13 protein-coding genes are annotated in these 13,212 nt (G+C 62.1%); 9 read left to right on the top strand and 4 right to left on the bottom strand.

Translation table 11 applies throughout. The annotated features are described in order from the left end of the window. Positions 1–115 precede the first annotated feature (115 nt). The 6 genes from ATY75_RS15800 (at position 116) to ATY75_RS15775 (ending at position 6,236) form a co-directional block, all read left to right on the top strand. Positions 116–1,711 carry an ABC transporter substrate-binding protein gene (locus tag ATY75_RS15800; RefSeq protein WP_003588419.1) on the top strand — a complete coding sequence of 532 codons (1,596 nt, stop codon included), beginning with the start codon at positions 116–118 and terminating at the stop codon, positions 1,709–1,711. 87 nt (positions 1,712–1,798) lie between these two features. After that, positions 1,799–2,803 carry an ABC transporter permease subunit gene (locus tag ATY75_RS15795; RefSeq protein WP_065092106.1) on the top strand — a complete coding sequence of 335 codons (1,005 nt, stop codon included), beginning with the start codon at positions 1,799–1,801 and terminating at the stop codon, positions 2,801–2,803. A gap of 9 nt (positions 2,804–2,812) precedes the next feature. Beyond that, on the top strand, positions 2,813–3,703 hold the full coding sequence (locus tag ATY75_RS15790) for an ABC transporter permease subunit (RefSeq protein ID WP_065092107.1): 891 nt from the start codon (positions 2,813–2,815) through the stop codon (positions 3,701–3,703). After that, positions 3,703–4,719, top strand: coding sequence for an ABC transporter ATP-binding protein (locus tag ATY75_RS15785; RefSeq protein ID WP_088938292.1), 1,017 nt, complete (start codon positions 3,703–3,705; stop codon positions 4,717–4,719). Before ATY75_RS15790 ends, ATY75_RS15785 begins: the two co-directional genes overlap by 1 nt. After that, a complete protein-coding gene (locus ATY75_RS15780; protein ID WP_088938291.1) occupies positions 4,716–5,669 on the top strand; it encodes a peptide ABC transporter ATP-binding protein in 954 nt (317 codons plus the stop codon). The genes ATY75_RS15785 and ATY75_RS15780 overlap by 4 nt, the downstream gene beginning before the upstream one ends. A gap of 27 nt (positions 5,670–5,696) precedes the next feature. Then, positions 5,697–6,236, top strand: coding sequence for a gluconokinase (locus tag ATY75_RS15775; RefSeq protein ID WP_088938290.1), 540 nt, complete (start codon positions 5,697–5,699; stop codon positions 6,234–6,236). Here ATY75_RS15775 and ATY75_RS15770 read toward each other — a convergent pair. The 3 genes from ATY75_RS15770 to ATY75_RS15760 all read right to left on the bottom strand — a co-directional run bounded on the left by ATY75_RS15770 (position 6,226) and on the right by ATY75_RS15760 (position 9,099). Beyond that, a complete protein-coding gene (locus ATY75_RS15770; protein WP_088938289.1) occupies positions 6,226–7,473 on the bottom strand; it encodes an FAD-binding oxidoreductase in 1,248 nt (415 codons plus the stop codon). The two genes, ATY75_RS15775 and ATY75_RS15770, sit on opposite strands and share 11 nt — an antisense overlap. A 73-nt stretch (positions 7,474–7,546) precedes the next feature. After that, positions 7,547–8,050 carry an isoprenylcysteine carboxylmethyltransferase family protein gene (locus ATY75_RS15765; protein WP_088938288.1) on the bottom strand — a complete coding sequence of 168 codons (504 nt, stop codon included), beginning with the start codon at positions 8,048–8,050 and terminating at the stop codon, positions 7,547–7,549. Continuing rightward, a complete protein-coding gene (locus tag ATY75_RS15760) occupies positions 8,047–9,099 on the bottom strand; it encodes a type III polyketide synthase (RefSeq protein WP_088938287.1) in 1,053 nt (350 codons plus the stop codon). The genes ATY75_RS15765 and ATY75_RS15760 overlap by 4 nt, the downstream gene beginning before the upstream one ends. 169 nt (positions 9,100–9,268) lie before the next feature. Here ATY75_RS15760 and ATY75_RS15755 point away from each other — a divergent pair, with 169 nt between their 5' ends. Genes ATY75_RS15755 through ATY75_RS15745 form a run of 3 tightly spaced genes read left to right on the top strand, consistent with a single transcriptional unit; the run spans position 9,269 to position 11,253 of the window. Then, a complete protein-coding gene (locus ATY75_RS15755) occupies positions 9,269–9,805 on the top strand; it encodes a tetratricopeptide repeat protein (protein WP_088938286.1) in 537 nt (178 codons plus the stop codon). Between the two features lie 42 nt (positions 9,806–9,847). Beyond that, positions 9,848–10,453 (top strand): RNA polymerase sigma factor, encoded by a 606-nt coding sequence (locus tag ATY75_RS15750; RefSeq protein ID WP_088938285.1) that lies wholly within the window; start codon positions 9,848–9,850, stop codon positions 10,451–10,453. After that, positions 10,450–11,253: a Fis family transcriptional regulator gene (locus ATY75_RS15745; RefSeq protein ID WP_088938284.1), complete on the top strand. Its 804-nt coding sequence runs from the start codon at positions 10,450–10,452 to the stop codon at positions 11,251–11,253. Before ATY75_RS15750 ends, ATY75_RS15745 begins: the two co-directional genes overlap by 4 nt. Positions 11,254–11,275: 22 nt before the next feature. Here the strand turns inward: ATY75_RS15745 and ATY75_RS15740 are convergent, their stop codons facing one another. Continuing rightward, a complete protein-coding gene (locus ATY75_RS15740; protein ID WP_088938325.1) occupies positions 11,276–13,201 on the bottom strand; it encodes an EAL domain-containing protein in 1,926 nt (641 codons plus the stop codon). Between the last annotated feature and the right edge of the window lie 11 nt (positions 13,202–13,212).

Here is a 13,212-nt window from a genome sequence, read left to right as displayed (position 1 = left end):
AATTTTCTCCGTAGCCCGTTGCTTTCAGTAGATAAATGTCGTTCCATCGACCGTCGATCGGGATGCCAATCTGCGGTCTCCAGACATTAAAAAAGAACAACCGGGAAACAATATTATGAAAAAGATCTCTGTCATGCTGGCAGCGACGGCCCTGATTTCGGTCATGGCAACGTCGGCCTGGTCCAAGACCCTTGTTTATTGCTCCGAGGGCTCGCCGGAAGGCTTCGACCCGAGCCTTTATACGGCAGGCACGACCTTCGACGCCTCGTCGCGCACGGTCTATAGCCGCCTGGTCGAATTCAAGCATGGCGGCACCGAGATCGAACCCGGCCTCGCCGACAGCTGGAGCGTTTCGGCCGATGGCACGGAATACACCTTCAAGCTTCATCCGGGCGTCAAGTATCAGACCACCGACTTCTTCACGCCGACGCGCGATTTCAACGCCGACGACGTTGTGTTCTCCTTCGAGCGCCAGCTGAAGGCCGACAATCCGTGGAACAAGTATGTCGAGGGCGGCTCCTACGAATATGCCGCCGGCATGGGCTTCCCGGATCTGATCAAGTCGATCGAGAAGGTCGACGACCTTACCGTCAAGTTCACGCTCAACCATCCCGAAGCGCCGTTCCTCGCCGACCTCGCCATGGACTTCGCCTCGATCGTCTCCAAGGAATATGCCGACAAGCTCGCTGCCGACGGCAAGATGGCGCAGCTCAACCAGCAGCCGCTCGGCACCGGCCCCTTCACCTTCGTCGCCTACCAGCCGGATGCCGTCATCCGCTACAAGGCCAACGAAACCTATTTCAAGGGCAAGGAAAAGATCGACGATCTGGTTTTCGCCATCACCTCTGACGCCGCCGTCCGCGCGCAGAAGCTGAAGGCCGGCGAATGCCACCTGATCCCCTATCCGAATGCGGCCGACGTTCCCGAGTTGAAGAAGGATGGCAATCTGACGGTGATGGAACAGGCCGGCCTTAATGTCGGCTTCCTCGCCTACAACACGCAGATGGCGCCGTTCGACAAGCCGGAAGTTCGCCGCGCGCTGAACATGGCGATCAACAAGCAGGCGATCATCGACGCCGTCTTCCAGGGTGCGGCGGCGGTTGCCAAAAACCCGATCCCGCCGACGATGTGGTCCTATAACGACGCGGTTCAGGACGACAAGTATGATCCGGATGCCGCCAAGAAGGCGCTTGCCGATGCCGGGGTCAAGGATCTCAGCATGAAGGTCTGGGCGATGCCGGTGTCGCGTCCCTACATGCTGAACGCGCGCCGTGCCGCCGAACTGATCCAGGCGGATTTCGCCAAGGCCGGCGTCAAGGTCGAGATCGTCACCCATGAATGGGCCGAATATCTGAAGCTCTCCTCCGACGTGAAGCGCGACGGCGCCGTCATCCTCGGCTGGACCGGCGACAACGGCGATCCTGATAACTTCATGGATACGCTGCTCGGCTGCGATGCCGTCGGCGGCAACAACCGCGCCCAGTGGTGCAACAAGGAATATGACGACCTGATGACCAAGGCCAAGCTGACCGCCGATGTCGGCGAGCGCACCAAGGCCTATGAGCAGGCGCAGCTGATCTTCAAGAAGGAAGCTCCCTGGGCGACCCTCGATCACTCGCTCGTCTTCGTTCCGATGAGCAAGAAGGTCTCCGGCTTCTTCATGGATCCGCTCGGCATTCACCGCTTCGACGGCGTCGACGTATCCGAATAACAAGAAAAATGTAAGAATGCCCGGCAGAGCTGGGCGCAGCCGGCGGTCAGGCACCCCCTGACCGCCGGAAACTATTGGATATCTGCCATGTTGCGTTTTTTCATCGGCCGCCTCGCGGTGCTGATCCCGACATTCCTCGGCGTTTCCCTTATTGCCTTCTCGTTCATCCGCATGCTTCCCGGCGATCCCGTCATGCTCCTGTCGGGTGAACGCGTGATGGCGCCGGAACGGCACGCCCAGATCATGCATGATCTCGGTTTCGACCGGCCGATGTATGTGCAGTATTTCGACTATCTCGGAAAAGTGCTGCAAGGCGATCTCGGCACCTCGATCGTCACCAAGCGGCCCGTGCTCGGCGAATTCCTGACGCTGTTTCCGGCGACGCTCGAACTTTCCTTCTGTGCCATCATCCTCGCCGTCTGTCTTGGCGTGCCCGCCGGCATTTTTGCTGCCGTGAAGCGAGGCACGTGGTTCGATCAAAGCGTGATGGGTGTCGCCCTCATCGGTTATTCCATGCCGATTTTCTGGTGGGGCCTGCTGCTGATCATCTTCTTCTCCGGCTATCTCGGCTGGACACCGGTTTCCGGCCGGATTTCGCTGATGTATTTCTTCAAGCCGGTTACCGGATTCATGCTGATCGACAGCCTGCTGTCCGGCCAGAAGGGCGCGTTCTCCTCCGCCGTCAGCTATCTCATCCTGCCGACCATTGTGCTGGCGACCATCCCGCTTGCCGTCATCGCCCGTCAGACGCGCTCGGCGATGCTCGAGGTTCTGGGCGAGGATTATGTCCGCACCGCGCGCTCGAAAGGGCTGAAGCCGCTGCGCGTCGTCGGCGTGCATGCACTGCGCAATGCGATGATCCCGGTCATCACCACCATCGGCCTGCAAATCGGCGTACTTCTGGCCGGCGCCATCCTCACCGAGACGATCTTCTCCTGGCCGGGCATCGGCAAATGGATGGTCGATTCGGTTTTCAAGCGCGATTATGCCGTCGTCCAGGGTGGTCTTCTGCTGATTGCCGGCGTGATCATGCTGGTCAACCTGATTGTTGATGTCCTCTACGGCTTCATCAATCCGCGTATTCGTCACTAGGAGCGGTTCATGAGCACCGTCACCGTCAAATCAGGCCAGCCATCCGCCGCTGCGGAATTCTGGCACTACTTCTCCCGCAACAAGGGCGCCGTCATCGGCCTCGTCGTTTTCATCATCATCCTGGTCGTCGCAATCTTCGCACCGATCTTTGCGCCGCATGCGCCGAACGAGCAGAACCGCCAGGCGCTGCTGGCCGTGCCATCTTGGATGGAGGGCGGCAGCATTTCGTTCCCGCTCGGAACGGATGCCGTCGGCCGCGATATCCTCTCGCGCCTGATCTACGGCGCGCGCTTCTCGCTCTTTATCGGCGTCGTCGTCGTCACGCTTTCGGTCGTCTGCGGCGTTTTGATCGGCCTCGTCGCCGGCTATTTCCGCGGCAGGATCGATACGGCGATCATGCGGCTGATGGATATCATCCTGGCCTTCCCGTCGCTGCTGCTTGCTCTTGTGCTGGTGGCCGTGCTCGGGCCTGGCCTGACCAACGCCATGATCGCGATTTCGTTGGTCAACCAGCCGCATTTCGTGCGTTTGACCCGCGCCTCCGTCATCTCGGAGCGCGAGAAGGAATATGTGATCGCCTCGCGTGTCGCCGGTGCCGGCACTTTCCGACTGATGTTCAAGACGATCCTGCCGAACTGTCTTGGGCCGCTGATCGTCCAGGCGACGCTCGCCTTCTCGGCGGCGATTCTCGATGCCGCCGCCCTCGGCTTCCTCGGCATGGGCGCCCAGCCGCCGACACCCGAATGGGGCACGATGCTCGCCGAATCCCGCGAGTTCATCTCACGCGCCTGGTGGGTCGTAACATTCCCGGGTCTTGCTATCCTCATCACCGTCCTCGCCATCAACCTGATGGGTGACGGCCTGCGCGATGCGCTTGACCCCAAGCTGAAGAGGTCGTGATGCCGCTCCTCGAAATCGAAAATCTGACCGTCGAGTTCCAGACCTCTTCCGGTCTCTTCCGCGCCGTCGACCGCGTATCGCTTACCTGCGACAAGGGCGAGATCCTGTCGGTCGTCGGCGAATCCGGCTCGGGCAAATCCGTTGCCATGCTGGCCCTGATGGGGCTTCTGCCCTGGACGGCGAAGATCACGGCCGACCGCCTGCAGTTCGACGGACAGGATCTGCGGGGCATCTCCGGGCGCCAGCGCCGCAGGATCGTCGGCAAGGACATGGCGATGATCTTCCAGGAGCCGATGTCGAGCCTCAATCCGTGCTTCACCGTCGGCTTCCAGCTCGGCGAGACCCTGCGCGTCCATATGGGCCTCAACCGCAAGGAGCGTCGCGAGCGCTCGATCGAACTCCTGAACCTCGTCGGTATTCCGGCCCCGGAAGACCGGCTGTCGAACTTCCCGCATCAGATGTCGGGCGGTATGAGCCAGCGCGTGATGATCGCCATGGCGCTCGCCTGCAATCCGAAGCTGCTGATCGCCGATGAGCCGACGACGGCGCTCGACGTGACGATCCAGGCGCAGATCCTGGATCTGCTCGCGCGCCTGCAGAAGGAGCAGGGCATGGCGCTGGTGCTGATCACCCATGACATGGGTGTCGTTGCCGAAACCGCCGAGCGCGTGCAGGTGCAGTATGCCGGCCAGAAGGTCGAGGAGCAGCCGGTGAAGGCGCTGTTTCGCGATCCGCATCATCCCTATACCGCAGCCCTGCTCGCCGCCCTGCCGGAACGAGCTCAGGTCGGCCAGCGTCTGCCCTCGATCGCCGGTGTCGTTCCCGGCCAGCACGGCCGCCCGACGGGCTGCCTGTTCGCGCCGCGCTGCGGCTACGCCACGATCGAATGCGACCGCGGCGTCGTCCGCCAGGGGCCGGAGCTCGGGCTGGCGCTGTGCAACTATCCTTTGAAGGACGGCAAGCCGCTCGGGCATCCCGGCGTCATGGCCGTTGAACCGACAGGAGACCTGGTATGACGGGCGCCGTTCTCGAGGGCAGGGATCTCGCCCGCTTCTACGCCGTCAACCGCGGCCTCTTCAAAGCCGATGCCACCGTCAAGGCGCTGAACGGCGTCAGCTTCAGCCTGCATTCCGGCAAGACGCTGGCCGTCGTCGGCGAATCCGGCTGCGGCAAGTCGACGCTCGCCCGCCTCGTCACCATGATCGAGAACCCGACGTCGGGAGAATTGCTGATCGACGGCAAGCCCGCCCGTGTCGGCGACCGCAGCCTGCGTAGCCAGGTGCAGATCGTCTTCCAGAATCCTTATGGCTCGCTCAACCCGCGCCAGAAGGTTGGCGCAATCCTCGAAGAGCCGCTGAAGATCAACACCGATCTCAACGCCGCCGCCCGCCGCCGCAAGGTGGAGGAGATGATGGCCCGCGTCGGCCTGCGCCCGGAGCATCACGGCCGTTATCCGCATATGTTCTCCGGCGGCCAGCGCCAGCGCATCGCCATCGCCCGCGCTTTGATGCTGCGGCCGAAGGTGCTGGTGCTCGACGAACCGGTGTCGGCGCTCGACCTGTCGATCCAGGCGCAGGTGCTGAACTTGTTGATGGACCTGCAGAAGGAGATGGGGCTTGCCTATCTCTTCATCTCGCACGGCCTCTCCGTCGTCCACCACATCGCCGACGAGGTGATGGTGATGTATCTCGGCCGCCCGGTCGAAACCGGTCCGGCCGCCGAGGTCTTCGCCCGGCCGCGCCACCCCTATACCGCCGCCCTGCTGTCGGCCACACCGATCGCCGATCCGGAACGGGCCAAGAACCGCATCCGCCTACAGGGCGAACTGCCGTCGCCGCTGAAGCCGCCGTCCGGCTGTCACTTCAATCCGCGCTGCTGGAAGGCGCAGGACTATTGCCGTCAGGTTTCTCCCGAACTAGGTGGGGAAGGTGCGCAACAATATGCCTGTCACTTCCCGCTCGATTGAGCGGGACGGTCAGATTGTGGGGGAAATATGCCGGGTGAGCGGATGAAGGAATCCCACGCGATCATCGTCATGGGCGTCAGCGGCTGTGGTAAATCTTCCGTCGGCGAGACGCTGGCGGCAGCCCTGCATCTGGCCTTCGTCGAAGGCGATGCGCTGCACCCGGCCGCGAATGTCGAGAAAATGTCGAAGGGCATTCCGCTGACCGACGAGGACCGGATGCCCTGGCTCGACCGCATCGGTGAAGACATCAAGGCGTCGCTTGCAACAGGCGAGGGCATCATCGTCTCCTGCTCGGCGCTGAAGCGCATCTATCGCGACAGGCTGCGGGCTGCGGCCGGCGGAAACCTGTTCTTCATTTATCTTGAAGGCTCCAAAGCCTTGCTGACCAAACGGATGGGCGAGCGCAAGGGCCATTTCATGCCGGTCTCGCTGCTCGAAAGCCAGCTGGCGACGCTGGAGGTGCCCACAGGCGAGCCGGGCGTCGTCACCGTCGATATCGACGATACGATCGACGGCATTGCGGCAACGGCGCTCAAGGGCCTTGCCTCCCTCGGCGTCACGGGTTGAAACGCTCAGGCGAATAGGCCGCAATATCGACGAATGGTTTTTCGCCGGTGATGAGCTCGGCCAGCACACGGCCAGTCACCGGCCCGAGCGTCAGCCCGTGATGGGCATGGCCGAAGGCAAACCACAAGCCTTGATGGCGCGGCGCCTTGCCGATAACAGGCATCATGTCGGGTGTGCAGGGACGCGCGCCCATCCAAGGTTCGGGATCGAGCCTGTCGCCGAGCGGGAAGATCGTGCGCGCTACGGCTTCGGCCCGGTCGAGTTGGACCGGCGTCTTCGGCGCGTCGAGGGCTGCGAACTCCGCTCCCGTCGTCAGCCGGATGCCGCGGCGCATCGGCGCCAGCAGATAGCCGCGTTCGGCATCGAGCATCCAGTTGTTGAGCACGGCATCGCCCCTGGCGGCATAATGCATGTGATAGCCGCGCTTGACGCCGAGCGGGAAGGAATAGCCGAGCCGGCGCGTTGCAAGCGCCGCCCAGGGGCCGAGCGCGATCACCGCATCGTCGGCTTCGAGTGGGCCTTCTGCAGTCATGATCTTCCAACCCGAGCCGAACGGGCCGAATGAGGCGGCGTCGCCTGTGACGAAGCGGCCGCCGAGGCTTTCGAAATAGCCGCGATAGGCTGAGGTCAGCGCATGCGGGTCGAGCACCGACCACGGATCGCGCCAGCGGATACCGCCGGCAAAATCGCCTGTCATGTCAGGCTCCATGCGGGCGATGTCGGCCGAAGTCAGGCTGTCATATTCCACCCCGAATTCATTTTGCCAGAGCGCGGCCTCCGCTAAGGCGTCGTCATGCTTGGCTTCCGTGCGGAAGATCTTCATCCAGCCATCCCTACGGATCAGCGTTTCCGCATGTGAGGCCTCGATGAGGTCCTTGTGCTCGGCAATCGAATGTTGGATCAGCGGCGCATAGGCCCGGGTGATCACCGCGTGGCGCCGGGCATTGGAATTCCACCAGTAGCGGGCAAGAAAGGCGAGCTGGCTCGGCAGCGTGTTGAGATGGTAATGCGCGTCGATGCGGTTATTCAAAGCATAACGCAGCAAGAGGCCGAGCTGCTGGGGAAAACCGTAAGGAACAACACCTTCGCGCTGGATCAGGCCGGCATTGCCGAAGGAGGTTTCGTTCCCCGGATCCTTGCGGTCGATCAGCGTCACCTGTCGGCCGCGCCGCTGAAGATGGATGGCCGCCGACACACCGACGATACCGGCGCCGAGCACGATCGCGTTTTTCGTCATTCCCCTGCATTCCGCTTTGTTGTCGGGGTGAAAATGCTCCCGCCGATACTGCGGCGCAAACGAAAAATCGCATTCATTTCATAATCACTGCGCTTTTCAGTGCGGCATTTTCGGCCTTCATGCGGACGTAGAGGATGCAGGCGTTGAGAAGCGAAAAGCCGATCGCGTAGAAGGGCAGGCCGAAGGCCAACGGGAGGGCGGCGATCTCGCCGACGACGATCGCGTAGTTCGGGTGCCGGAGGAAGCGATAGGGCCCCGATGTGACGAGCGGTGCGCCGGGCAGGATGATGATGCGCGTCGTCCAGCGGTCCTTCAGCGTCGCCAGCACCCAAAGCCGCAACGCCTGCAGCCCGATGAAGACGGCAAACCAGGAGGGCTCGACCGGCCTGCCCGGCGCCAGCAGCCAGAGGCCGATGAGCCAGCCGGCATGCAGCGCCACCATGGCGGGATAGTGCTCCGGTGCCACTTCCCTGGCGCCCTTGGCGATAAGGGCAGCGGTGTTGCGCCGGGCAAGGACGAGTTCGCCAAGCCGCTGCAGCGTCACGAAGGTAAGCAGCGCGATCGACGGCCACATCATGACAGCCTCCGGAGCGTCACGCAGCTCGCCGAAAAGCCCGGCCCCATGGCAATCATCGCCGAGCGCTCCGGCAATCCGGCGCGGATTGCCCGCTCCAGCACGAACAGTATGGTCGGTGAGGACATGTTGCCATAGTCGGCAAGCACGCCGCGCTCGTGGTCGAGGGAGCCCGGCGTCAGCGACAGCGCGCTCTCCATCGCGGCCAGCACTTTGGTGCCGCCGGGATGGCAGATGAAGCGGCCGATATCGTCAGGTGTCAGCCTGTTTCGCGCCAGAATGGCTGTCACCGCCGGGCCGAGCTCCTTTTCGGCAAAGGGCGGCAGAGCTTGCGCGAGCACGATGCCGAAGCCGCCGTCGTCGATCTTCCAGCCCATAATATCGAGCGTGTCGGGAAAGAGATGTTCGCCGGTCGATTCCACTTCCGCCAGCCCACCATCGCCCGATCGCAGCACGCAGGCGGCGGCACCGTCGCCGAAAAGCGCCGTTGCGATGATGTTCGGTCGCGTCAGCTCGTCGAGGCGGAAGGCCAGCGTGCAAAGCTCGATCGAGACGAAGAGAACGACGGCGCCCGGCCGGCTTCGCGCCAGCCGCGCGGCGATCGCAAAGCCCGACACACCGGCCGCACAGCCGAGCCCGAACACCGGCACACGCTCTATATCGGCTCGGAAACCCATCTGCCGGGCCATCTGCGCATCGAGGCTCGGCGTCGTAAAACCGGTCGACGACACGGTCACGACGCAATCGACATCGCCGGCATCAAGCCCTGCCTGACGTAGCGAAGAGGTTGCGGTCTCGACGAAGAGCCTGCCTGCCACTTCCGCATAGGCCTGCATCCGGTCCTGCCAGCCATGCGGCTCGTCGAACCAGGCAAGCGGCCGCGCCGCATGGCGCTTTTGGATGCCGGCGCTGTCGAAGACGCGGGCAAGATGGCGGAAATCCTCGAAACGGTCGGCAAACAGCCGGCCGGAGGCTTCGACCGCCTCTTTCTGGAAAATGACATGTTCGGGTGCGGCGACGGCGAGGCTGACGAGTTTTACGCTATCTGTCACGAAATTCTCCTTGTCGTTCCCGGCGTAACGTTGAGAACACTCGGTTTCGACGATCTATTCGGCCTCGGTGGCATCACGAAGCCGTGATGACGAAAATAGAGAGGCTGCCGAATAAAGCTCGGGGCAGCGGTGTTTTCTCCTCGCAACGTCACCTTTGAGGAGTTTTCCGATGACGATCATGCCAGTCCGTTTTGCCTCCGTCCTTCTCGGCGGCTGCCTTGCCGCTTCCCTCTTCTCCGGCCCGGTCTTTGCCGTCGGCAATGACAACAGCACGATGCCGACCTGCAAGAAGGGCGAGATCTACGACCAGAAGACCAAGAAATGCGTCAAGCAGCAGAGCGCCAACGTCTCGGACGAGAACCGCACCGACTATGCCTATTCGCTGGCCAAAGCCGGCCGTTATCAGGAGGCGCTCGCTATGCTCGACACGGTCAAGGATCAGAACACGGCCGAAGTGCTGAACTATCGCGGTTATGCCACCCGCAAGCTCGGCCGCACCGACGAAGGCATTTCCTATTACCTCCGGTCGGTGAAGACCGATCCGCACTATGCCAAGGTCCGCGAATATCTCGGCGAAGCCTATGTCATCAAGGGCCGGCTCGATCTTGCCAAGGATCAGTTGAACACGATCAAGGCGATCTGCGGCACGGCTTGCGAGGAATATCAGGACCTGAACGCGGTCATTCTCGATCCGTCGAAGATCTGATCGGCGGCACGGGCGGGGACGCAGCCACGAAAGGGATACCGAATGTCGGTCGCGCGCACCACATTTCCTGCCTATAGTCCCGCCAGGACGGAATCGCCGGTTCACCCGGCGGTTCCATGGGATAGAGAATCGGCGGAGGCGGCCATCGCGAGCGCAGCGGATATCAGGAGCGGCCTGACGGAAAATCTGGCAAGGCTCTGGCGTTATGGTCTCGTTCTCTCGCATCAGCGCGATGTCGCCGACGATCTGGTGCAGGCGACCTGCCTTCGGGCGCTGGAGCGTGCCGATCAGTTCGTCGCCGGCACCCGGCTCGACCGCTGGCTGTTTTCGATCCTGCATTCGATCTGGCTGAACGAGATCCGTTCCCGCCGGGTGCGTGAGGGCCAGGGTTTCGTCGATGCCGGCGAGGTGCTGACCTTCGACGGCGTCCACGACACCGAGACCCATGTGATGGCGGGTCAGGTGCTCAAACGGGTGAATGCGCTGCCCGAAGCGCAGAGAACGGTGGTTTTCCTCGCCTATGTCGAAGGACTTTCCTATCGCGAGGTTGCAGGCATATTGGATATTCCGATCGGAACCGTGATGAGCCGGCTGGCGGCTGCCCGCGCCAAGCTCGCCAGTGACGAGCGGGAAGGGGGACGGCAATGAACACCAAGCAAATCATTCCCTCCGACGAGGAACTGACCGCCTTCATCGACGGCGAGCTGACGGCCGATGAGGCCGCGCGCATCGAGACCATGGTGAATGAAGACGAGAGCGTCGCCGAACGGCTGGAATTCCTGTCGCGCGCCAGCCTGCCCTTCGAGCAGGCCTTCGCTCCGCTGCTGTCGCAGGCCCCTCGCGAAAAACTGGAAGCAATGCTCGCCGCCATCCCGGTGGGTGAGGTCCCGAGATCCGGCTCCGCACCGGCCCTCGTCAGCCGCCGCCGTCTTCTTGGCGCGCTCGCCGCCTCGCTCATCGCCGGCATCGCTATCGACCGCGCCGTCCTCGGCATCGGCAAAGGCTTTTCTGCGAAGGATGAAAACAGCGAATGGCGCGCCGTGGTCGCCGACTATATCTCGCTCTATACGCCGGAGACGCTGGCCGGCCCTGCGCCGGAAAGAGACGTCCAGGCTGCTCAACTCGCAAGCCTCGACGAAAAGCTCGGCCTGTCGCTTTCCCCCGAAGCCGTCGCCCTTCCGGGCATCGATTTCAAACGCGCTCTGCTCCTGCAATATGACGGCAAACCGCTTGCTCAGATCGCCTATCTCGACCCCGAAACCGGCCCGATGGCACTGTGCATCGTCCGTTCCGATGGAGGCCCCAAAGCGCCGGACATCGAAAGCCGCAAGGGCATGAACGTCGTCTACTGGTTGAACGGAACGCACGCCTTCATGCTGATCGGCCACGCGGCAGCAGACAGGATGACGACGATTGCGGACGAGCTGCGCGGCAAGGTGGACGCGTAAGCGGTATCTTACGCGCGGTGGGTTAGTGAAGGCGAGCGCGATTTTGAAACGGCAGGCTGGACCGTAAATTCAGAAACGCTGATATGTCGGCCTCACGCATCGGCCGCGAATAGAAATATCCCTGGATCAGGAAACCGCCGAGCTCTCTGAGGGCTGTCACCTCTTCCTGCGTTTCGACACCCTCGATGACGCAGTCGAGACCCATGTCGCGACCGAGCGCCAGCAGCGATTTGACGATCTTGTAGCTGGCCGGCTTCCGATGCAGGTCGGTCACGAAAGTGCGGTCGATCTTGATCTTGGTGAGCGGCAGGGCATGAAGCCGCGAAAGGCTCGAATAGCCGATCCCGAAATCGTCAAGCGATATGCCGCAGCCGAGCGCCTTCAAGGTGGTGATCGCGCTTTGAATTTGGCCGAAATCGGCAGCGAAGGCTGTCTCGGTAATCTCGAGATCGAGACGTTTGGGATCGAAACGGCTTGCGTGGATAATGCTGATGATATGCAGCAAGCCTTCCGGCGAGGTCAGGTCCTGCGCCGACAAATTGAAGGAAAGACGAATACCGGCCGGCCAATTGGCCGCGACAGTGAGGGCTTTTTCGAGAAGCGGTCGCGTCAGGCGATTGATGAAGCCCGCCCTTTCGGCGACAGGAATGAACTGAACCGGCGAGACGCTGCCGAGAACGGGGCTCGTCCAGCGCGCCAGCGCCTCGAAGCCGATCGTTTCGTCCAACCGCACATCGACGATCGGTTGAAACACGACGCTCAGTTCCTCCTGCAGATCAGCCATCTGCAGGACCTGTTCGATCCGCGCATCACGGCGGATTTCCGCATCGTGGTCCGACGAGAAGAGAACGGCTTTGCCGCGCATGGTCCGCTTGCCGTGATAGAGCGCGTAATCGGCACGCTCGAAAAGATCGGCCGCGCTCCCGGCGTTATCGGGATATACCGCAAAGCCGATGGAGCACGAAATCTGGACGGCGGCTTCGGCAAAAATGAATGGCACCCGCAGCGCGGTGCACAGGCGTTCTCCGAGGGCGAGCAGTTCGGGCTCACTCGAAGGTCTTGAAATGATCAGTGCGAATTCATCGCCGCCAAGTCTCGCGAGATGGATATTCTGAGCGCAGAGCCCGGCCAGACGCTGGCCAACCTCGTAGAGCAGTTTGTCGCCGATGCCGTGGCCATAGAGGTCGTTGACCGGCTTGAAGCCATCGAGATCGATGATGCCGACTGCAAGGCTTTGCCCACTGGGCTCTGCTTGGCTGAATGCTTCCCCGAGATGGGAGAAGAACGCGCGGCGATTGGGAAGCTCGGTGAGGCTGTCAAGATTGGCGAGGCGAAAGTTCTCGTTGCTGAGCGCCTCGGTCTCTATCTTCGCCTCGATCAGCCGGGTGAAATCCCGGTACTGAATGAGAAGGGTGATCAGCATAGTGCCGGAAACAAGACCGGTATTGATGGCGATGGCAATGAAGACGGCATTGCCCGACAGGGCGAAAAAGATGAAGAACACGCCGTTGACGATGGCAGCGACGGTAAAGGCTGCCGGGCGCAGATGCATCAGGCAGAAAATGACGCCGATAACGGTAATCGCCATATAGAAGGCCACGTGGCTCTTGGCATAGGCGTCGCCGTAAGGAAACAACAGCAGAGCCCAGCCGGTGAAGGCGACGGCAATAATACTGGCGAGGCGATTGGTGCGCGAGAGCGCCCGCGCGGCGACCTCATGGGTCGGTGTAACGCGCAGGGAGCGCGACCAGGCCATAAGGCGAACCGCGCAGACCAATGTCAGCATGATCGGGATATAGACGGCCAACCAGGCTGGCGCGACCGACATATGGGTCGCCGCCAGCACCCATGTATTGGTCAGCAGGATCACATACATGAGCGGCAGCTGATAGGAAAAGGCCCGGTATTGCGCCTTGAGCAATTCCGGCTTGTCCAGAGGTATGGACATGAATGCCCGAA

It is taken from the genome of Rhizobium sp. N122 (genome assembly GCF_002211295.1).
In the GTDB taxonomy this organism is placed as follows: domain Bacteria; phylum Pseudomonadota; class Alphaproteobacteria; order Rhizobiales; family Rhizobiaceae; genus Rhizobium.
The sequence above is the reverse complement of the archived record's forward strand: the minus strand, read 5'-3'. Positions and strand labels throughout refer to the sequence as shown.